The following is a 20,205-nucleotide window of genomic DNA, read 5'->3' on the forward strand; positions in this document are numbered from 1 at the left end:
GGTGTGATCAGCCCCGGTTCTGTACGTGCTGGTAGCCGAATCGGCCCTTGATGCAGAGGTTGCCGTGGGTCACCGGGTTGTCGTGCGGCGAGGTGACCTTCACGATCTCATTGTCCTGCACATGGAGGGTGAGCGCGCAGCCGACCCCGCAGTACGCGCAGACGGTGGTCGTCTCCGTCTGCCGGGACTCGTCCCAGTCGCCGGCCGCCCGCAGGTCGAACTCGCGTCTGGCGGACAGCGCCCCGGTCGGGCACACCTCGACGCAGTTGCCGCAGAACACGCAGGCCGAGCCGGTCAGCGGCGCGTCGTGCTCCACGGCGATCCGCGCGTCGAAACCGCGCCCGGCGACCGAGATGGCGAAGGAGTTCTGCCACTGGTCGCCGCAGGCGTCGACGCACTTGTAGCAGAGGATGCACTTGGCGTATTCACGCACGTACAGCTCGTTGTCGATCTTCGGCTCGTCGTTCAGGCGGGCCGCTCCGGGGCCGAAACGGTCCGGCTTCGCCTCGTACTCCTTGATCCACTCGGCGGCCCGTGGCGTGGTCGACAGGTCGGCCGAGGAGGCCAGCAGCTCCAGGACGATCTTGCGGCTGTGCCGGACGCGCTCGGTGTCCGTGCGCACCTCCATGCCGGGCTCGGCCCGGCGCGAGCAGGCCGGCACCAGGGTCCGCGACCCCTCGACCTCCACCACGCACACCCGGCAGGCGTTCCTGGGGCGCAGGGTGTCACCCTGGCACAGCGTCGGGACGTCCGTGCCCGCGGCCCGGCAGGCGTCGAGGACGGTGGCGCCCTCGGGGACCCGGGCCTCGCGCCCGTCGAGGGTGAACTCGACCAGCCGGCGCGGCACCCCGATCGGCAGCGCGGTCATGTGCAGGCCCCCAGACGGTCGATGGCGGATTCCACGGCGTTCCACGCGGTCTGTCCCAGACCGCAGATCGAGGCGTCCCGCATCGCCCGGCCGACCTCCCGCAGCAGGGCGATGTCGTCCGCGGCGCCGGCGCCGCCGCGGTCCGCGATCCGGCGCAGCGCCTCCTCCTGGCGCACGGTGCCGACCCGGCAGGGCGCGCACTGCCCGCAGGACTCCTCCCGGAAGAACGCGGCGATGCGCAGCAGCAGCCGGGGCAGCGGCACGGTGTCGTCGAAGGCCGTCACCACCCCGGAGCCCAGCGTGGTGCCCGCCTCCCGGGTGCCTTCGAAGGTGAGCGGGAGATCCAGCTCGTCGGGCCGTACGAAGGCGCCCGCCGCCCCGCCGAGCAGCACCGCCCGCAGCCCCGGGCGCACCCCGGCCAGGCCCAGCAGTTCGCCGAGCGTGGCACCGAACGGCAGCTCGTACACCCCGGGCCGGTCCACGCTGCCGGAGACGCAGAACAGCTTCGGTCCGGTGGAGCGCGCCGTGCCGGTCGCCGCGTACGCCGGAGCGCCCATGGTCAGGATCGGCAGGACGTTGACCAGCGTCTCCACGTTGTTCTCGGCGGTCGGCTTGCCGAACAGGCCCTTCTCCACGGGGAAGGGCGGTTTGCTGCGGGGCTCGCCGCGGTGGCCCTCGATGGAGTTGAACAGGGCCGTCTCCTCGCCGCAGATGTAGGCGCCGGCGCCGCGCCGGATCTCGATGTCCAGGTGATAGCCCTGGCCGAGGATGTCGTCGCCGAGCAGCCCGCGGGCCCGGGCCTGGTCGATCGCGTGCTGCACCCGGCGGACCGCGCGGGGGTACTCACCGCGGATGTAGACGAAGGCCCGGTGCGCCGAGACCGCGTAGGAGGCGATGGTGATCGCTTCCACGAGCGCGAACGGATCGCCCTCCATCAGCACCCGGTCCTTGAAGGTGCCGGGCTCGGACTCGTCGGCGTTGCACACCAGATAGTGCGGGTGGTCCGGCTGGGACGCCGTGGCCTGCCACTTGCGGCCGGTGGGGAAGGCAGCGCCGCCGCGCCCGGCCAGGCCCGCGTCCGTCACCTCCCGGATCACCCCGGCCGGGCCGAGCGCGAAGGCGCGGCGCAGGGCCGTGTAGCCGCCGTGCGCCCGGTAGTCGTCCAGCGAGGACGGGTCCACCACGCCGATCCGGCGCAGCAGCGTCAGCGCGGGATCGCCCGCCTGCGGCACCGCCGCCACGGCCGGCGGCTCCCCGGGCGCCGCGTCCGGTGCGCCCGCCGCCTCGACGGCCTCCGCCGCGGACGCGGGCGCCGACACCGCCGTACGCACCGGGTCGCCCGCCCGGACCGCCAGCGCGGCCGGGGCGCGTTCGCACAGCCCCAGGCACGGGCCGCGCTCGACGCCCACCCCGCTGCCGGGGCCGAGCCTCGCCTCGATCCCGGCGCACACCTCCTCGGCGCCGGCGGCCAGGCAGGCCAGGTCGGTGCAGACGCGCAGGACCGTCGCGGGGCGCGGCCGGACGGAGAACAGGGCGTAGAAGGTGGCCACCCCGTACGCCTCGGCCGGCGGCACGGTCAGCCTGCGGCACAGGTAGCCGAGGCCGCCCTCGCTGATCCAGCCGACGCGGTCGTTGAGGGCGTGCAGCCCCGGCAGCAGCAGGTCGCGCCGGTCGCGGGCCGCCCGGCCGCCGCGCGCCCACCGCAGGTCGGCGTCGGTGCGGTCGGCGCCCTCCCAGGCGGACCGCGGGGGGCCCAGCAGCGCGTCCACGGCGGCGCGTTCCTCGTCCGTCGGTTCGCCGTCGCCGAAGTGCAGGTCCACGAAGGTCACCTCACATAGGTCACTGCGGGCAGCTTCTCGATCCGGATCGCCGACGCCTTGAACTCCGCCGTCCCCGCGATCGGGCAGTTCGCCTCGATGGTCAGCCGGTTGGTGTCGACCTCGTCGGGGAAGTGCATGGTCATGAAGGCGAGGCCGGGACGCAGGGCCGTGTCGATCCACACGGGGGCCACGACCGAGCCCCGCCGTGAGGACACCCGCACCTCCTCGCCGACGGCGACCCCGTACCGCTCGGCGTCCTCCGGGCACAGCTCGACGTACTCGCCGCGCCGCAGCGGGGAGGCGAAACCGCCGCTCTGCACACCGGTGTTGTAGGAGTCCAGCCGCCGGCCGGTGGTGAGCCGGAGCGGGTACTCCTCGTCGGTGAGGTCCACCGGCGGATCGTGCCGGAGCAGCCCGAACGGCGCCGGCCTGCCCCGCCGGCCGGGGTCCGGCTCCCACAACCGGCCGTGCAGGAAAGGGGGTTCGAGTTCCCCGGTGCTCGGACAGGGCCACTGGATGCCCTGCTGCTCCTCCAGCCGGCGGTACGTCATCCCGTAGTGGTCCGGGGACACCGACCGCAGCTCGTTCCACACGGCCTCCGCGTCGGCGTACTTCCAGTCGTGGCCCAGCCGCGCGGCCAGCGCGCAGATGATGTCGATGTCCTCGCGTGCCTCACCGGGCGGGGTGACGGCCCGCCGCACCCGCTGCACGCGCCGCTCGCTGTTGGTGGTGGTGCCCTCGGTCTCCGCCCAGCCGGCGGCCGCGGGCAGGACCACGTCCGCCAGTTCGGCGGTCTTCGTGAGGAAGATGTCCTGGACGACGAGGAAGTCCAGGGCCTTCAGCCGGCGTACGGCCTGTTCGCCGTCGGCCTCCGACTGGGCCGGGTTCTCCCCGACGCAGTACACCGCGCGCAGCCTGCCGTCCTCCATCGCCTCGAACATCTCCGTCAGGTTCAGCCCGTGGTGCGGCTGGATGACGGTGTCCCAGGCCGACTCGAACTTCAGCCGGACGTCCGGGTCGAGGATGTCCTGGAAGCCGGGCAGCCGGTTGGGGATGGCGCCCATGTCGCCGCCGCCCTGCACGTTGTTCTGCCCGCGCAGCGGCTGGAGCCCGGAGCCGTAGCGGCCGACGTGCCCGGTGAGCAGGGAGAGGTTGATCAGCGCGCGGACGTTGTCGGTGCCGTTGTGGTGCTCGGTGATGCCGAGGGTCCAGCACAGCTGGGCGCGTTCGGCACGGGCGTAGGCGTGGGCCAGCTCCCGGATCGCGCGGGCCGGTACGCCGGTCACCTTCTCGGCCAGGGACGGGGTCCAGGGCTCGACCAGCTTGCGGTACTCCTCGAAGCCGGTGGTCGCCCGCGCGACGAACGCCTCGTTCACCAGCCCGGCGTGGACGATCTCCCGGCCGATCGCGTGCGCCATCGGGATGTCGGTGCCGACGTTGAGCCCGAGCCAGCTCTCCGCCCACTCGGCGGTGGCGGTCCGGCGCGGGTCGACGGCGTACATCCGGGCGCCGCCCCGGATGCCCTTGAGCACGTGCTGGAAGAAGACGGGGTGCGCGAAGCGGGCGTTGGAGCCCCACATCACGATGACGTCGGTGTGCTCGATCTCCTCGTACGACGACGTGCCGCCGCCGGAGCCGAACGCGGCCGACAGCCCCGCGACACTGGGCGCGTGGCACGTGCGGTTGCAGGAGTCGACGTTGTGGGTGCCCATCACCACCCGCGCGAACTTCTGCGCCACGTAGTTCATCTCGTTGGTGGCGCGGGCGCAGGAGAACATCCCGAACGCGCCCCGGTTGCGCTGAAGGCCCCGGGCGGCACGGTCCAGCGCCTCCTGCCAGGCCGCCTCCCGGAACGGTTCGTCACGGGAGTCGCGCACCAGGGGACGCGTCAGCCGGGTGTAGGTCTTCGGTTGCCGGTTCCTCATGCGGCGCTCCTCAGGGCGAGCAGGTCCGAGAGGGCGTGCACGGTGCGCAGGGTGGGCACCTGCACGCCGGTGATCTCCGCGAGTTCGACCACGGCGGCGAGCAGCACGTCCAGTTCCAGCGGTTTGCCGCGCTCCAGGTCCTGGAGGGTGGAGGTGCGGTGGTCGCCGACGCGTTCGGCGCCGGCGAGCCGGCGTTCGATGGAGACGCCCACCTCGCAGCCGAGGGCCTCGGCGACACAGAGCGTCTCGCGCATCATCGTCTCGATCACCTGGCGGGTGCCGCCGTGCCGGCACATCTGCCGCATGGTGGCCCGGACCAGGGCGCTGATCGGGTTGAAGGAGATGTTCCCGAGCAGCTTCAGCCAGATGTCGTTGCGCAGGTCCGGCTCCACGGGGCACTTCAGTCCGCCGGCCCGCATCGCCCCGCTCAGCTCCAGGCAGCGCGCCGAGACACCCCGGCCGGGCTCGCCGAGGGAGAACCGGGTGCCCTCCACGTGCCGCACCACGCCGGGGGCCCTCAGTTCCGTCGCCGCGTAGACCACACAGCCGACGGCCCGCTCGGGGGCGAGGACCGCGCTGACGGCGCCGCCCGGGTCGACGCTCTCCAGGCGGCGGCCGTCGTAGGGGCCGCCGTGCCGGTGGAAGTACCACCAGGGGATGCCGTTCTGCGCGGCCACCACCGTGGTGCGCTCGTGCAGCAGGGGTGCGATCAGCGGCCCGCACGCCGCGTACGCGGTGGCCTTCAGGCCCAGGAAGACGTGGTCGACGGGGCCGACCTCGGCCGGGTCGTCGGTGGCGTGGGGGTGCGCGGTGAAGTCGCCGCGCGGGCTGATCACCTGGACGCCGGACCGCCTCATGGCCGCGAGGTGCGGTCCACGGGCGATGAGGTGCACGTCGGCGCCGGCGCGGTGGAGCGCGGCGCCGACGTAGGCGCCGATGGCCCCGGCGCCGAGGACTGCGACTTTCACAGCAACGCTCCGTTCGGTTCGAGGGATACCGCGGAGGTGACGACGGGACCCGGCGGACACGTCCACTGGATGCTGTCGACGAAATATTGTCTACAGTATGGAGTCGGCGTCAGCAAGGGTTCCCGCAGCGGCCGTTGAGGGGGCCGCGCGGCCGGCCGACCGTTGAGCGCAGCCTGCATACCGTTCACCGCATACCGTCGACGGCCGCCTTCTCAGCTCCCGTGCCCCGCCCTACCGTCCGGCGTCATGAGCAGCCCCCCTGTCGCACCCCCGGGCTGGAGCCGCTGGCTCGTCCCGCCCGCCGCCCTCTCCGTCCACCTCTCCATCGGCCAGGCCTACGCCTGGAGCGTCTTCAAACCACCGCTCGAATCCGCGCTGGGTCTCGACGGCACCCAGAGCGCGCTGCCCTTCCAGGTGGCGATCGTGATGCTCGGCCTGTCGGCCGCGTTCGGCGGCACCCTCGTCGAGCGCAAGGGCCCGCGCTGGGCGATGACCGTGGCCCTCGTCTGCTTCTCCTCCGGCTTCCTGATCTCCGCCCTCGGCGCGGGGACGAAGCAGTACTGGCTGATCGTCCTCGGCTACGGCTTCGTCGGCGGGATCGGCCTCGGCATCGGCTACATCTCGCCCGTCTCCACCCTGATCAAGTGGTTCCCGGACCGGCCGGGCATGGCCACCGGCATCGCCATCATGGGCTTCGGCGGCGGCGCCCTGATCGCCTCGCCGTGGTCGGCCCAGATGCTCGAGTCCTTCGGCTCCGACAACGACGGCATCGCCCTCGCCTTCCTGGTGCACGGCCTGGCGTACGCCGCCTTCATGAGCCTCGGCGTCCTGCTGGTCCGCGTGCCGCGCGCCGAGAAACCGGTCGAGAGCGGGCCGAGCGCCGTCGAGGGCGTGCGGGTCTCCGCCCGTGCGGCCGTGCGCACCCCGCAGTTCTGGTGCCTGTGGGTCGTGCTGTGCACGAACGTGACCGCCGGCATCGGCATCCTGGAGAAGGCCGCGCCGATGATCACGGACTTCTTCGCGGACGGCTCCACCCCCGTGTCGGCCTCGGCGGCGGCCGGTTTCGTCGCGCTGCTGTCGGCCGCCAACATGGCCGGCCGCATCGGCTGGTCCTCCGCCTCCGACAAGGTCGGCCGCAAGAACGTCTACCGCGTCTACCTCGGCGCGGGCGCCCTGATGTACCTGCTGATCGCGTTGTTCGGGGACACCTCGAAACCGCTGTTCGTGCTGTGCGCGCTGGTGATCCTGTCCTTCTACGGCGGCGGCTTCGCGACGATCCCCGCCTATCTGAAGGACCTCTTCGGCACCTACCAGGTCGGTGCCATCCACGGCCGGCTGCTGACCGCCTGGTCCACGGCCGGCGTGCTCGGGCCGCTGATCGTCAACTGGATCGCCGACCGGCAGGAGGCGGCCGGCAAGCACGGGCCGTCGCTGTACGGGCTGTCGTTCGGCATCATGATCGGCCTGCTCGTCGTCGGTTTCGTCGCCGGCGAACTCGTCCGCCCCGTCCACCCCCGCCACCACGTCCCCGCCCCGAGGGAGGCCGCAGATGCCCAGCGACAGCAGCCCGCCTAGCCGCGGCGGCCTGATCGCCCTCGCCTGGCTGTGGGTGGGCACACCCCTCGCCTACGGCCTGTACGAGCTGGTGCGAAAGGCGACACAGCTGTTCACCGGGTGAGGTCCGGGCGTCCGGGTGCCTGGGCGAAGCCGACAACCCGGGCGGCCGATTCCTGTGGCTTCACCTGCCGTCGTACTCGCGAGTCACTGATCAGACTGTGGATCCCGCTACCCACGGCACGAGGGGATACCCGGCATGAACGGCTCGCGCATCGCCGCCATCGGTCACTACCAGCCCGCCAAGGTGCTCACCAACGACGACCTGGCGGGCATGGTCGACACCAGCGACGCGTGGATCCGCAGCCGGGTCGGCATCCGGACCCGGCACATCGCCGGTCCCGACGAACCGGTCGACGAACTGGCCGCGCACGCCGCCGCCAAGGCCCTCGCCGCGGCCGGACTCGGGCCCGCCGACATCGACCTGGTGCTGGTGGCCACGTCCACCGCGATCGACCGCTCCCCGAACACCGCCGCCCGGGTGGCCGCCCGCCTCGGCATCCCGCGGCCGGCCGCGATGGACGTCAACGTCGTCTGCGCCGGCTTCACCCACGCCCTCGCCACCGCCGACCACACCGTCCGCGCGGGCGCCGCGACCCGGGCGCTCGTCATCGGCGCCGACAAGATGTCCGACGTCACCGACTGGACCGACCGCAGCACCTGCGTCCTCGTCGGCGACGGCGCCGGGGCGGCCGTGGTGGAGGCGTGCGGGCCGGACCGCGAGCCCGGGATCGGGCCGGTGCTGTGGGGGTCGGTGCCCGAGATGGGGCACGCCGTGCGGATCGAGGGCACGCCGCCCCGGTTCGCGCAGGAGGGGCAGAGCGTCTACCGCTGGGCCACCACCCAGCTGCCGGCCATCGCCCGCCAGGCCTGCGAGAAGGCCGGGCTGGCCCCCGAGGACCTCGCCGGGGTCGTGCTGCACCAGGCCAACCTGCGGATCATCGAGCCGCTGGCCGAGAAGCTCGGCGCCGTGGGCGCGGTGGTCGCCCGCGACGTCACCGAGTCCGGCAACACCTCGGCCGCCAGCATCCCGCTCGCCTTCTCCAAGCTGGTTGAACGGGGAGCGCTCAGCACGGGCGATCCGGTGCTGCTGTTCGGCTTCGGCGGCAACCTGTCGTACGCCGGCCAGGTCGTGCGGTGCCCCTGACGGCGGCGCCCCCGTGCTTCCGCACGCCTGGTGCTGAATACTGTGCACCGTAGACTGTAGACGAAAGACAATCGATACTGAGCCGAAGCGAGCGTTCAGGGCCCACGCGTCATACCTGCCCAGGAGGGGACCGCGATGTTGTCGACCGGACTGCCGCAGGGGGCGGTACCCAAGCTGGAGCGGCCGGGTCCGCTGCGTGAGCGCGTGTACGAGGCGCTGCTGGAACTCATCACCACCCGCGCTCTCCAGCCGGGCCAGCACCTCGTGGAGAGCGAACTCGCCGGACACCTCGGCGTCTCGCGGCAGCCCGTGCGCGAGGCACTGCAGCGGCTCAACACCGAGGGGTGGGTCGATCTGCGGCCCGCCCAGGGCGCGTTCGTGCACGAGCCGACCGAGGAGGAGGCCGACCAGCTCCTCACGGTCCGCACCCTGCTGGAGGCGGAGGCCGCCCGGCTGGCCGCCGCGCACGCGGACAGCGCCGGCATCGGCGTGCTGGAGGAGCTGTGCGCCGAGGGCGAGACGGCGGTGGCGGCCGAGGACGTGGACCGCGCGGTCGCCCTCAACGCGGCCTTCCACGCCAAGGTGATGGAACTGGCCGGCAACACCGTCCTCGCCGGGCTCGCCGCCCAGGTGGACCGGCGGGTCCGCTGGTACTACACGCCGGTGGCCCGGCAGCGCGGCCGGCAGTCCTGGCATGAGCACCGCGAACTGATCACCGCGATCGCCGCCCGTGACGAGCAGCGCGCCACCCAGCTGATGCGCGCGCACACCGAGCACACCCGACGCTCGTACCACGAGCGGAACGCGACCTGACCGTGCGCCTGCGCGGCGGGCCGGCCGTGGTGGTACGGGGCGGGTCATGAGTTGGGTGGTGTCCTCGCCGGGGGGTGGGGGTGCTTGGTACTGCGAGCGACATGCGCGCTGACCGTGCGTTTCCGTGAAGGGCGCCCGCGGCGGCAGGCACGAGCAGGGCGCGGGCCGGGACGGAACCCGGGCCGGGTGACGGGCGGTTGGCCAGGGTCCGTCGGCACGGCGGGCAGCCGCACGCGCAGTTCCCCCTCCGGCGGCCGACGAGCGGGCCGGGGGAGGGGGAACACCGGTTGCGCCCCACGCAGAGGGAACCGCGTGGTCAGGTGGCCGGGTGCGGCTTCGCGGCCGGTACCGGTTCGCCGCCGCCGGTGCGGCCCGGCTGGCGCAGCAGGAGCGCGAGGGCCGCCGCCACCATCGACACACCTCCGGCCAGCGCGTAGGCGCCGTTGTAGCCCCAGGCGCCGACGACCATCGAGCCGAGGCCGCCGCCGAACAGGCCGCTGACCAGCTTGCCGCTGTACACCAGGCCGTAGTTGGTGGCGTTGTAGTTCTCGCCGAAGTAGTCCGGGGTCAGCGCGGCGAACATCGGGTAGAAGGCCCCGCCGCCGAAGCCGGAGAGGAAGGCGAAGAACAGGAACAGCCACTCGCTGCGGACGTCACCGGCCCAGATGACCCCGAACTGGGCGAGTCCGAGGACGACGATGACGAACACGAGCGTCGTCTTGCGCCCCCAGCGGTCCGACAGCCAGCCCACGACACCGCGGCCGATGCCGTTGACGACCGCCATCACCCCCATCGAGGACGCCGCCACCAGCGGGCCGAAGCCCACCTCCTTGGCGAAGTCGACCTGGAAGGAGATGCCGAAGATCGACACGCCGGCGGTCATCACGATGGAGATCCACATCAGGGGCAGCATCCCGGTGCGGACGGCCTCCTTGGGCGTGAACTGCCGTACCGCGGGCGGGTTCTTCGCCAGCGACCGGGCGTTCTTGCTGTCGCCGGAGAAGGTGAGCGGGTCGATGTCCGCCGGCCACCAGTTCTTCGGCGGGTCCTTGAAGAAGAACGCCGAGGCGAACACGACGATCATCACGTAGACGCCGATGAGGTCCAGGACCCGGTGGTAGTTCCCGATGTCGAAGGCGTAGTTGAAGATGAAGATGAACGGCAGCGAGCCGTACGCGAAGCCGCCGTTGACGAAGCCCGTGCGGGCCCCGCGCCGTTCGGGGAACCATTTGCCGACCATGTTGATGCACGTCGCGTACACCAGTCCGGCGCCGATGCCGCCGACCATGCCGAAGCCGAGGATCGCCAGCCACACGTCGTCCAGGTGCGACAGGGCCAGGAACCCGGCCAGGCACAGTCCGGACCCCGCGTACATCGCGCGGCGGGCGGTCAGGGCGCCCCGCTCGCGCAGCCAGCCCGCCGGGAAGGCGATGCCGGCCTGGAAGAACACCCAGACGCTGAGGATCCAGAAGGTGTCGGACTGACTCCAGCCGTGCGCGTGCGAGAGGGTGTCCTCCGCGGAGCCGTACGCGTACTCGAAGACGCTGATCGCCATCATGGCGATCCACGGCAGGTAGACCATGAGCTTGCGGGAATGGCCGAGGATGTCCCGGTCGGTCTCGCCCACGCGGTAGACGCGGCCGTGCGAGTCAGTCACCTCGCGATAGGGACGTGGTGCGGCGTGCAGGTCGGCCGAGAGTGGATCTGCCGTCATGCTTGTGCCATCTCCTCACCGAGGGGGTGCGGGTTGGGGACGATGCGCCGGGCCGCCGGCCTGCCCGGGGCCGCCGGGAAGAGCGCCGGGGCCGTGGCGGTCCCACGCGTCGACGACGACCGCCTCGCCGCCGACTGCCCTTCTTCTCGTGCGCGGACGGGTCCCGGGGCCGGCCGGCGCGCACCGCCGGCCGGCCCCGCTCCGCTCAGCTCATGAACCGCCCCCCAGGAGCCCGGCCGCCCGCGCCCACCGGTACTTCGCGCCGAGCACCGCCACCGGCTTCTCGGTCGTGTACGGGTATGCCACGACCCCCCGCTCGAACAGGTACTGGCAGGCCTCCTCGACCTCGACGTCACCGGCCAGCGACGCCACGACCGGCTTCTCGACGCCCCGCTCGCGGAACTCGGCGATCACGCGCGCGGTGAGTTCGGCGAACACCATCGGCGGGGTGACGATCGTGTGCCAGTAGCCGAGCACCAGGGCGTGGACGCGCGGGTCCGCGAGGCCCAGCCGGATCGTCGCCTCGTACGTCGACGGCGGCTCGCCCCCGGTGATGTCGACCGGGTTGCCGGCCGAGCCGAACGGCGGGATGAACCGGCGGAACGCCTCGTCCAGGTCGGGCGGGATCTCCATCAGGGACAGCCCGTTGTCCGTCACCGCGTCCGACAGCAGCACACCGCTGCCGCCCGCACCGGTGATGATCACGACGTTGTCGCCCCGCGGGGCGGGCAGCACCGGCAACGCGCGCGCGTACTCCAGCATGTCGTTCAGGCCCGGCGCGCGGATGACCCCGGCCTGCCGGAGGATGTCGTCGTACACCGCGTCGTCGCCCGCGAGCGCGCCGGTGTGCGAACCGGCCGCCCTCGCGCCCGCCGCCGTACGGCCCGCCTTCAGCACGACGACCGGCTTCTTCGGCACGGTCGCGCGGGCCGCCTCCACGAACGCCCGTCCGTCCTTGAGGTCTTCGAGGTGCATCGCGATGCACTCGGTGTGCGGGTCCTCGCCGAACCAGGTCAGCAGGTCGTCCTCGTCCAGGTCCGACTTGTTGCCGAGGCCGACGATCGCCGACACACCCGTCCTGGTGGTGCGGGCGAAACCGAGGATGGCCATGCCGATGCCACCGGACTGCGAGGTCAGCGCCACCTTGCCCTTGACGTCGTACGGCGTGCAGAACGTGGCGCACAGGTCCTGCCAGGTGGAGTAGTAGCCGTAGATGTTCGGTCCGAGCAGGCGGACGCCGTGCCGCTCGGCGATCTCCACGATCTCCGCCTGGAGCGCGTGTTCGCCGGTCTCCGCGAAACCGGAGGGGATCAGGACGGCGTTGGGGACGCCCTTGCGCCCCACCTCCTCCAGTGCCGCGGCGACGAACCGGGCGGGGATGGCGAAGACGGCCACGTCCACCTCGCCGGGCACGTCCGTGACGCTCTTGTACGCCTTGCGGCCCAGGATGTCGTCGGCCTTCGGGTTCACCGGGTGGATGTCCCCGGCGAAACCGCCGTCGACCAGGTTGCGCATCACCGAGTTCCCGATCTTCCCGGGCTCGTTGGAGGCGCCGATCACGGCGACGGAGGAGGGCCGCATCAGCCGCCGCATGGAGGCGAGGATCTCCTCGCGGGTGTACTTCCTCCTCGTTGCCGGCTGCCGCTCGGCGAGGAGGATCCGGATGTCGGCGGCGACCGCTCCCGTCGCCGTCGCGATCACCGGATTGAGGTCCACCTCGGCGATCTCAGGGAAGTCCGCGACGAGTCGGGACACTCGCCGGATCTGCTCGGCCACCGCCCACCGGTCCACACCGGCCCGGCCGCGGACCCCGCGCAGGATCTCCGCCGACCGGATGGAGTCCAGCATCGACAGCGCCTCGTCGGCGGAGACCGGCGCGAGGCGGAACGTGACGTCCTTCAGCACCTCGACCAGCACCCCGCCGAGCCCGAACGCCACCACCTTCCCGAAGGCCGGATCGGTGACCGCGCCGACGATGACCTCCTCGCCCGCCGGGAGCAGCTCCTGCACCAGCACGCCCTCGATACGAGCGCCGGCGTCGTAGGCGCTCGCGTTCTCCACGATCCGGTGGAACGCGGCACGGACGCCGGCCGCGCCCTCCACCCCGACGACGACCCCGCCGGCCTCGGTCTTGTGCAGGATGTCCGGCGAGACGATCTTCATCACCACCGGCCCGCCGAGACGTGCCGCCGCGGCCACCGCCTCGTCCACGTCCGCCGCCAGTTCCTCGCCCGGTACGGCGATCCCGTACGCGTCGGCGACCAGCCGGCCCTCGGGCGCGGTGAGCGCCGTACGGCCCTCGGCCCGCACCGACTCCAGCAGGGACCGCACCCGCAGTACCCGGTCCTCGGCCATCACCTCAGATCACCCCGTTCGACTTCAGCAGGCGCAGTTCCTCGTCACCGAGGCCCAGTTCGCCGGCGTAGACCTCTTCGTTGTGCTCGCCCAGCAGGGGCGAACCGGTCACCTCCACGGGGGAGTCGGAGAGCTTGAGCGGGCTGCCGACGGTCACGAACTCGCCGCGCTCGGGGTGCGGGACGCGGACCACCATCTCGTTGGCGGCGAGCGAGGCGTCCTCGATGATCTCCTTGGTGGACAGGATCGGGCCGCACGGGATGTCGTGCGCGTTCAGCCGTTCCAGCACCTCCCACTTGGGGAGCGTCGCCGACCACTCCTCGATCAGCTGGAACATCTTGTCCAGCTTCGGCAGCCGGGCCTCCGGGGTCGCCCACTCGGGGTCCCCGGCGAGTTCGGGCCGGCCGATGAGTTCGGTGATCGGCTTCCAGCCGACGGGCTGGACGATGACGTACACGTAGTCGTTCGGGCCGCCCGGCGCGCACCGGACCGCCCAGCCCGGCTGGCCGCCGCCGGACGCGTTGCCCGAGCGGGGGACCTCCTCGCCGAAGTCCTCGTTGGGGTACTCGGCGAGCGGCCCGTGGGCCAGGCGCTGCTGGTCGCGCAGCTTCACCCGGCACAGGTTGAGCACCGCGTGCTGCATGGCCACGTTGACCCGCTGCCCGCGCCCGGTCCGCTCGCGTTGGAAGAGCGCCGCGAGAATGCCCGCCACGGCGTGCACCCCCGTCCCGGAGTCCCCGATCTGGGCCCCCGTCGCCAGCGGCGGCCCGTCCTCGAAGCCGGTGGTCGACATCGACCCGCCCATGGCCTGCGCCACGACCTCGTACGCCTTGAAGTTGGTGTACGGGCCCTCCCCGAACCCCTTGATGGAGGCGTAGACGATCCGGGGGTTGATCTCCTTGATGCGGTCCCAGGTGAACCCCATCCGGTCGACCGCGCCCGGCCCGAAGTTCTCCACCATGACGTCGGAGCGCCGGATCAGTTCGGTGAGGATCTCCTTGCCGCGCTCGGTCTTGGTGTTCAGCGTGATGCTCCGCTTGTTGCAGTTGAGCATCGTGAAGTACAGGGAGTCGACGTCCGGCAGGTCCCGCAGCTGCCCCCGGGTGATGTCGCCGGCCGGCGCCTCCAGTTTGACGACGTCGGCGCCGAGCCAGGCGAGCAGCTGGGTGGCGGACGGCCCGGACTGGACGTGGGTCATGTCCAGGACGCGGATGCCGGCCAGGGCCTTGGTGGGCGTTCCAGTCATGCGGGCCACCTCACTTGTACATGGTCTGGTTCATGGTTCCGGGGGCGTACGCGTCCGGGTCGACCCAGACGTTGATCAGCGACGGCTTGCCGGACTCACGCGCCCGGCGCAGCGCGGGGCCGATGTCGGCGGGGTCGCGGACCTCCTCGCCGTAACCGCCGAGGATCTGCGCGAACTTGTCGTACGGGACGTCGCCGAGGGTGTTGCCGACCCGCTCGCGGTCCTTGCCGTACTTGGCGGCCTGGCCGTAACGGATCTGGTTCATCGAGGAGTTGTTGCCGACGATCCCGACGAACGGCAGGTCGTAGCGGACCAGGGTCTCGAAGTCCCAGCCGGTGAGGGAGAAGGCGCCGTCCCCGAAGAGGGCGACCACCTCCTTGTCGGGGCGGGCCTGCTTGGCGGCGAGCACGAAGGGGATGCCGACGCCGAGGGTGCCGAGCGGGCCCGGGTCCATCCAGTGGCCGGGCGACTTGGGCTGGACGACCTGTCCGGAGAAGGTGACGATGTCGCCGCCGTCGCCGATGTAGACCGAGTCCTCGGTCAGGAAGTCGTTGATCTCGCTGACCAGCCGGTACGGGTGGATCGGGGAGGCGTCGGACCGCAGCTGCGGCAGCCGCTTGTCGATCGCCGTCTGCTCGGCCGCGCGCAGTTCGTCCAGCCACTCCTTGCGCCTGGCCGCACCACCGCCCGGCCGGCCGGCGGCCGACTCCGTCACCGACTTCAGGACCAGGCCCGCGTCGCCGACGATGCCGAGCCCGATGTCGCGGTTCTTGCCGACGGTGCGGTAGTCGAGGTCGATCTGCACGACCGTGGCGTCGGGGGAGAGACGCCTGCCGTATCCCATGCGGAAGTCGAACGGGGTGCCGACGATGACGATGACGTCGGCGTGGGAGAAGGCGTACCGGCGGGAGAGCTGGAAATGGTGGGGGTCGCCCGGCGGGAGCGTGCCGCGTCCGGCGCCGTTCATGTACGCCGGGACGTTCAGGGTGCGCACCAGCTCGACGGCGGCCTCGGTGCCCCGGGTCGTCCACACCTGGCTGCCCAGCAGGATCGCCGGCCTCTCGGCGTGGACGAGCAGGTCGGCGAGCTTCTCGACGGCCTCCGGGTCGCCGGCCGAGCGGGTCGAGGCCCGGTAGGCACCGGGCCGCGGGACACGGGCCCCGGCGACCGGCACCTTCGCGTCGAGGACGTCCCGGGGGATCTCCAGGAAGGAGGGGCCGGGTGCGCCGTGGTAGCACTCGCGGAAGGCCATCGACACCATGTCCGCCGCGCGGGCCGTGTCCGGCACGGTCGCCGCGAACTTGGTGACCGGCGTCATCATGTCGACGTGCGGCAGGTCCTGGAGGGACCCCATCTTGTGCTGGGTGAGCGCGCCCTGGCCGCCGATCAGCAGCATCGGGGACTCGGCGCGGAAGGCGTTGGCGACCCCGGTGACGGCGTCGGTCGTCCCGGGCCCGGCGGTGACCACCGCGCAGCCCGGTTTGCCGGTGATCCGGGCGTAGCCGTCGGCGGCGTGCGCGGCGACCTGCTCGTGGCGGACGTCGACGACTTCTATTCCCTCGTCCACGCAGCCGTCGTAGATGTCGATGATGTGGCCGCCGCACAGGGTGTAGATGCGGTCGACGCCTTCGGCCTTCAGGGCCTTGGCCACGAGATGGCCACCGGAGATCACGTCCTGGGTGTCGTCGGGCATGGCGAAGTACCGTCCCTTTCGTAGGAGTTCGGGCGGCTCGCGGGGGGTTTGCGCGGGGGTTGCGTACGGAGATGCGTGCGGAGTTGCTTGCGACGGAACGTACAGAGGAGTGACTGTATGCAGTAGATTGCATACAGTCGACGAATACTGTATGAAGCTTGTTATCCCGCATCCAGTGGGCGGTGTCCAGGGGGCGTACTCAGTTTTCGGTCATTCGGTGCCTGGTCGATTCGAGTCACCGGAGCACCCGCGATGATCCCCGCAGACAGGAGCCGGCATGGACCTGTACGAACACCAGGCACGACAGCTCTTCCAGGACCACGGAATCCCGGTGCCACGGGCCGAGGTCACCCGGTCGCCCGAGGGGGCGCGGGAGATCGCCCGGCGGCTCGGCGGCCGGGCCGTGGTCAAGGCACAGGTGCGGACGGGAGGGCGCGGCAAGGCGGGCGGAGTCCGGCTCGTCGCCGACCCGGCCGCCGCCGAACTGACGGCCCGGCAGATGCTCGGCGCGGACGTCAACGGCCACCGGGTCCGCACCCTGATGCTGGCCGAACCGGTCGACATCGCCGAGGAGTTCTACGTCTCCTACGTCCTGGACCGCGCGGCCGGCGGCTTCCTCGCCATCGCCTCCGCCCGGGGCGGCGTCGACATCGAGGAGGTGGCCGCCCGCCATCCGGAGGCCGTGGCGCGCGTCCCGGTCGACCGGGCCGAGGGCGTCACCCCCGCCAAGGCCGGCGAGATCGCGAGCGCCGCCGGGCTGCCGCCGCGGACCGCCGACGTCCTGATCCGGCTGTGGCAGGTGCTGGTCGCCGAGGACGCCCTGCTGGTCGAGGTCAACCCGCTGGTGCGCACCGCACAGGGACACGTCCTCGCCCTCGACGGCAAGGTCACCCTGGACGACAACGCCCGCTTCCGGCAGACGCGTTGGGGCGCGGAGGACACCGAGCACCGGGATCCGCTGGAGGCCGGGGCCGCCGCCCGCGGGCTCCACTACGTCAAGCTCGACGGCGAGGTCGGCATCATCGGCAACGGCGCCGGCCTCGTCATGTCGACCCTGGACGTGGTCGCCGGCTGCGGCGCCCGCCCCGCCGACTTCCTCGACATCGGCGGCGGCGCCTCGGCGGAGGTCATGGCCGACGCGCTCTCGGTGGTGCTCGCCGACCCCGCCGTGCGCAGCGTCCTCGTCAACGTCTTCGGCGGGATCACCGCGTGCGACACCGTCGCCGAGGGCATCCTGGCGGCGGTCGACCGGATCCGGCTGTCCAGGCCGGTCGTCGTGCGTCTGGACGGCAACAACGCGGCCCGGGGCCGGGCGGTCCTCGACGCGCGTGCGCATCCGCTGGTCGAGCAGGTCGCCACCATGGACGGCGCCGCGCGCCGTGCCGCCGAACTCGCCCGCATCGTCTGAGGAGCCGGGACATGGCCATCCACCTGACCACGCAGAGCAAGATCCTCGTCCAGGGCATGACCGGCGCCGAAGGCATGAAGCACACCCGGCGGATGCTCGCGGCCGGCACGGACGTCGTCGGCGGGGTCAACCCGCGCAAGGCCGGCCGTACCGTCGACGTCGACGGGCACCCGCTGCCCGTCTTCGGCTCGGTCGCCGACGGCATGCGCGCGACCGGCGCCGACGTCAGCGTCGTCTTCGTGCCGCCCGCCTTCGCCAAGGCGGCCGTCACCGAGGCCGCCGCCGCCCGTATCCCGCTGGCCGTCGTCATCACCGAAGGCGTCCCCGTCCACGACACCGTCGCCTTCACCGCGTACGCGCGGCAGCGGGGCACGCGGATCATCGGACCCAACTGCCCCGGCCTGATCTCCCCGGGCCAGTCGAACGCGGGCATCATCCCCGCCGACATCGCCAAGCCCGGCCCCATCGGCCTGGTCTCCAAATCGGGCACCCTCACCTACCAGCTCATGCACGAACTGCGCGACACCGGCTTCTCCACCTGTGTCGGCATCGGCGGCGACCCCGTCGTCGGCACCAGCCACATCGACTGCCTCGCCGCGTTCCAGGACGACCCCGACACCGAACTGATCGTCCTGATCGGGGAGATCGGGGGCGACGCGGAGGAGCGGGCCGCCGCCTACATCCGCGACCACGTCACCAAGCCCGTCGTCGGCTACGTCGCCGGGTTCACCGCGCCCGAGGGACGCACCATGGGCCACGCCGGCGCCATCGTCTCCGGATCCACCGGCACCGCCCGCGCCAAGCGGGAGGCCCTGGAAGCGGCCGGGGTACGGGTGGGCCGCACGCCGACGGAGACGGCGCGGGCCGTGCTGGAGACCTTGCGGCGGGGCTGAACCGGAGACCTGGCGGCAAAGTCCGACCTGGGGCGCGCCACCCGCACCGCCGACCGGGGGGCAGGCAGGCACCTTCCCGCACGCCCGTCCCCCCCGCACCCTCCATCCCCGCCGATCGAGAGCGGAGACCACGTATGACACCGACCCCCACCCCACAGCCCCCGGCCCCTCCTCCCGTCGCACTCCTCAAACCCGGCACCTCCTACGCCGACGCCTGGCAGCGCTGTCTCGCGGTCGCCCCCGAGGCCTTCCGGGAGCAGCGCACCGGCAACCTGTGGGCCGGTGCCTGGCGCCCCGACGGCCGGACCCTGCCCGCGACCACCCCGGTCGACGGCACCCCCGTCGCCGGTGCGCCCCGCCTGGACGGCGACACCGCCCACCGGGCCGTACGAGCCGCCCTCGACCAGCACCGCGCCTGGCGGCACCTCCCGCTGCCCGAACGGCGGGCCCGCGTCGCCGCCACCCTGGACGCGCTCGCCGGGCACCGCGAACTGCTCGCCCTGCTGCTCGTCTGGGAGATCGGCAAGCCCTGGCGACTCGCCCTCGCGGACGTGGACCGGGCGGTCGACGGCGTGCGCTGGTACGCCGACCGGATCGAGCCGATGCTCGCGGGCCGGGCCCCGCTGGACGGGCCCGTGTCGAACATCGCCAGCTGGAACTACCCGATGAGCGTGCTGGTGCACGCCGCCCTCGTGCAGGCGCTCGCCGGCAACGCGGTCATCGCCAAGACCCCGACCGACGGCGGCGTGGCGTGCCTCACCCTGGCCGCCGCGCTGGCCGCCCGCGAGGGGGTGCCCCTGACCCTGGTCGGCGGCAGCGGGCGCGAGCTGAACCAGGCACTGGTGCGGGCGCCGGAGATCGGCTGCGTGTCCTTCGTCGGGGGCCGCGACACCGGCGCGGCCCTCGCCACCGCCGTCGCCGGCCCGGGCAAGCGGCACATCCTGGAGCAGGAGGGCCTGAACACCTGGGGCATCTGGGAGTTCTCCGACTGGGCGGCACTCACCGCCGTCGTCCCCCGTCTCTTCGACTACGGCAAACAGCGCTGCACCGCCTACCCGCGCTTCGTCGTCCAGCGCTCCCTCTTCGACGCGTTCCTCGCCGCCTACCTGCCGGCGGTACGGGCCGTCCGCGTGGGCCACCCGCTGGCCGTGGCGGACCCGGCCGATCCGCTCCCCGAGCTGGACTTCGGACCGCTGATCAACGCGGCCAAGGCCAAGGAGCTGACCGACCATGTGGGCGAGGCCGTCGGCCGGGGCGCCGTACCGCTGTACCGGGGCCGGCCGGACGAGGGGCGCTTCCTGCCGGGCCAGGACACCTCCGCCTACGTCCACCCGGTCACCCTGCTCGGCCCGCCGCCGTCCTCCCCGCTGCACCACGCGGAGCCCTTCGGGCCGGTCGACACGATCGTCCTCGTCGACACCGAGGCCGAGCTGCTGGCCGCGATGAACGCGTCCAACGGCGCGCTGGTGGCCACGCTCGCCACGGACGACCGCGCCGCCTACGACCGGCTCGCCCCGCAGGTCCGCGCCTTCAAGACCGGGCACGGCGTCCCGCGCTCCCGCGGCGACCGGGACGAGCTGTTCGGCGGCCTCGGCGCGTCCTGGCGCGGCGCCTTCGTCGGCGGTGAGCTCCTGGTCCGGGCGGTGACGCGGGGCCCGGCGGGGGAGCGGCTGCCCGGGAACTTCCCGGAGTACCAGCTCAGGCCCTGATTCTCACGCTCGGCGCACACGGCCTCGCGGAC

15 protein-coding genes are annotated in these 20,205 nt (G+C 72.5%); 7 read left to right on the forward strand and 8 right to left on the reverse strand.

The window, feature by feature from the left end:
- Nucleotides 1-7: 7 nt before the first annotated feature.
- From ACZ5DC_RS03635 to ACZ5DC_RS03650, 4 genes are read right to left on the reverse strand one after another with little or no spacing between them, the layout of a single operon-like run.
- The gene (locus tag ACZ5DC_RS03635; RefSeq protein WP_468648979.1) at nt 8-868 is read right to left on the reverse strand and encodes a 2Fe-2S iron-sulfur cluster-binding protein; all 861 of its coding nucleotides are present in this window, start codon (nt 866-868) and stop codon (nt 8-10) included.
- Complete coding sequence (locus ACZ5DC_RS03640) at nt 865-2,688, reverse strand: NADH-ubiquinone oxidoreductase-F iron-sulfur binding region domain-containing protein (protein WP_468649920.1); 1,824 nt, start codon at nt 2,686-2,688, stop codon at nt 865-867. The genes ACZ5DC_RS03635 and ACZ5DC_RS03640 overlap by 4 nt, the downstream gene beginning before the upstream one ends.
- Before the next feature lie 5 nt (nt 2,689-2,693).
- Nucleotides 2,694-4,613: a molybdopterin oxidoreductase family protein gene (locus ACZ5DC_RS03645; RefSeq protein ID WP_468648981.1), complete on the reverse strand. Its 1,920-nt coding sequence runs from the start codon at nt 4,611-4,613 to the stop codon at nt 2,694-2,696.
- A complete protein-coding gene (locus tag ACZ5DC_RS03650) occupies nt 4,610-5,581 on the reverse strand; it encodes a 2-dehydropantoate 2-reductase (protein WP_468648983.1) in 972 nt (323 codons plus the stop codon). The genes ACZ5DC_RS03645 and ACZ5DC_RS03650 overlap by 4 nt, the downstream gene beginning before the upstream one ends.
- 246 nt (nt 5,582-5,827) lie before the next feature.
- Between ACZ5DC_RS03650 and ACZ5DC_RS03655 the strand changes: the two genes are divergently transcribed.
- The 4 genes from ACZ5DC_RS03655 to ACZ5DC_RS03670 all read left to right on the forward strand — a co-directional run bounded on the left by ACZ5DC_RS03655 (nt 5,828) and on the right by ACZ5DC_RS03670 (nt 9,155).
- Nucleotides 5,828-7,156, forward strand: a complete 1,329-nt coding sequence (locus ACZ5DC_RS03655) for an OFA family MFS transporter (RefSeq protein WP_468648985.1) — start codon at nt 5,828-5,830, stop codon at nt 7,154-7,156.
- Nucleotides 7,131-7,259 carry an MFS transporter small subunit gene (locus tag ACZ5DC_RS03660; RefSeq protein ID WP_268744341.1) on the forward strand — a complete coding sequence of 43 codons (129 nt, stop codon included), beginning with the start codon at nt 7,131-7,133 and terminating at the stop codon, nt 7,257-7,259. The genes ACZ5DC_RS03655 and ACZ5DC_RS03660 overlap by 26 nt, the downstream gene beginning before the upstream one ends.
- A gap of 135 nt (nt 7,260-7,394) precedes the next feature.
- Nucleotides 7,395-8,342, forward strand: coding sequence for a beta-ketoacyl-ACP synthase III (locus ACZ5DC_RS03665; RefSeq protein WP_468648988.1), 948 nt, complete (start codon nt 7,395-7,397; stop codon nt 8,340-8,342).
- A gap of 135 nt (nt 8,343-8,477) precedes the next feature.
- Entirely contained in the window at nt 8,478-9,155 is a 678-nt protein-coding gene (locus tag ACZ5DC_RS03670) for a GntR family transcriptional regulator (protein ID WP_468648990.1), read from the forward strand.
- A gap of 316 nt (nt 9,156-9,471) precedes the next feature.
- On the opposite strand, the gene ACZ5DC_RS03675 is transcribed toward ACZ5DC_RS03670, so the two are convergent.
- The 4 genes from ACZ5DC_RS03675 to ACZ5DC_RS03690 form a co-directional block, all read right to left on the reverse strand.
- Nucleotides 9,472-10,869: an OFA family MFS transporter gene (locus tag ACZ5DC_RS03675; RefSeq protein WP_468648992.1), complete on the reverse strand. Its 1,398-nt coding sequence runs from the start codon at nt 10,867-10,869 to the stop codon at nt 9,472-9,474.
- 210 nt (nt 10,870-11,079) lie between these two features.
- Nucleotides 11,080-13,224 (reverse strand): acetate--CoA ligase family protein, encoded by a 2,145-nt coding sequence (locus ACZ5DC_RS03680; RefSeq protein WP_468648994.1) that lies wholly within the window; start codon nt 13,222-13,224, stop codon nt 11,080-11,082.
- Between the two features lie 4 nt (nt 13,225-13,228).
- Entirely contained in the window at nt 13,229-14,470 is a 1,242-nt protein-coding gene (frc, locus tag ACZ5DC_RS03685; RefSeq protein WP_468648996.1) for a formyl-CoA transferase, read from the reverse strand.
- Nucleotides 14,471-14,480: 10 nt separating this feature from the next.
- Nucleotides 14,481-16,163 carry a thiamine pyrophosphate-binding protein gene (locus ACZ5DC_RS03690; protein WP_468648998.1) on the reverse strand — a complete coding sequence of 561 codons (1,683 nt, stop codon included), beginning with the start codon at nt 16,161-16,163 and terminating at the stop codon, nt 14,481-14,483.
- A 277-nt stretch (nt 16,164-16,440) separates the two neighbouring features.
- Here ACZ5DC_RS03690 and sucC point away from each other — a divergent pair, with 277 nt between their 5' ends.
- The 3 genes from sucC (at nt 16,441) to ACZ5DC_RS03705 (ending at nt 20,173) form a co-directional block, all read left to right on the forward strand.
- Nucleotides 16,441-17,571, forward strand: coding sequence for an ADP-forming succinate--CoA ligase subunit beta (gene sucC, locus ACZ5DC_RS03695; protein WP_468649000.1), 1,131 nt, complete (start codon nt 16,441-16,443; stop codon nt 17,569-17,571).
- A gap of 11 nt (nt 17,572-17,582) precedes the next feature.
- A complete protein-coding gene (sucD, locus tag ACZ5DC_RS03700; RefSeq protein ID WP_468649002.1) occupies nt 17,583-18,464 on the forward strand; it encodes a succinate--CoA ligase subunit alpha in 882 nt (293 codons plus the stop codon).
- A gap of 134 nt (nt 18,465-18,598) precedes the next feature.
- Complete coding sequence (locus ACZ5DC_RS03705) at nt 18,599-20,173, forward strand: aldehyde dehydrogenase family protein (protein WP_468649004.1); 1,575 nt, start codon at nt 18,599-18,601, stop codon at nt 20,171-20,173.
- Nucleotides 20,174-20,205: the final 32 nt, after the last annotated feature.

This window comes from Streptomyces sp. NPDC031445, assembly GCF_055581365.1.

Bases quoted from the DNA above. Each gene is read 5' to 3' on its own strand.
- ACZ5DC_RS03635 (WP_468648979.1), bottom strand. From the start codon at position 868: ATGACCGCGCTGCCGATCGGGGTGCCGCGCCGGCTGGTCGAGTTCACC.
- ACZ5DC_RS03645 (WP_468648981.1), bottom strand. From the start codon at position 4,613: ATGAGGAACCGGCAACCGAAGACCTACACCCGGCTGACGCGTCCCCTG.
- ACZ5DC_RS03655 (WP_468648985.1), top strand. From the start codon at position 5,828: ATGAGCAGCCCCCCTGTCGCACCCCCGGGCTGGAGCCGCTGGCTCGTC.
- ACZ5DC_RS03660 (WP_268744341.1), top strand. From the start codon at position 7,131: ATGCCCAGCGACAGCAGCCCGCCTAGCCGCGGCGGCCTGATCGCCCTC.
- ACZ5DC_RS03665 (WP_468648988.1), top strand. From the start codon at position 7,395: ATGAACGGCTCGCGCATCGCCGCCATCGGTCACTACCAGCCCGCCAAG.
- ACZ5DC_RS03670 (WP_468648990.1), top strand. From the start codon at position 8,478: ATGTTGTCGACCGGACTGCCGCAGGGGGCGGTACCCAAGCTGGAGCGG.
- ACZ5DC_RS03675 (WP_468648992.1), bottom strand. From the start codon at position 10,869: ATGACGGCAGATCCACTCTCGGCCGACCTGCACGCCGCACCACGTCCC.
- ACZ5DC_RS03680 (WP_468648994.1), bottom strand. From the start codon at position 13,224: ATGGCCGAGGACCGGGTACTGCGGGTGCGGTCCCTGCTGGAGTCGGTG.
- frc (WP_468648996.1), bottom strand. From the start codon at position 14,470: ATGACTGGAACGCCCACCAAGGCCCTGGCCGGCATCCGCGTCCTGGAC.
- ACZ5DC_RS03690 (WP_468648998.1), bottom strand. From the start codon at position 16,163: ATGCCCGACGACACCCAGGACGTGATCTCCGGTGGCCATCTCGTGGCC.
- sucC (WP_468649000.1), top strand. From the start codon at position 16,441: ATGGACCTGTACGAACACCAGGCACGACAGCTCTTCCAGGACCACGGA.
- sucD (WP_468649002.1), top strand. From the start codon at position 17,583: ATGGCCATCCACCTGACCACGCAGAGCAAGATCCTCGTCCAGGGCATG.
- ACZ5DC_RS03705 (WP_468649004.1), top strand. From the start codon at position 18,599: ATGACACCGACCCCCACCCCACAGCCCCCGGCCCCTCCTCCCGTCGCA.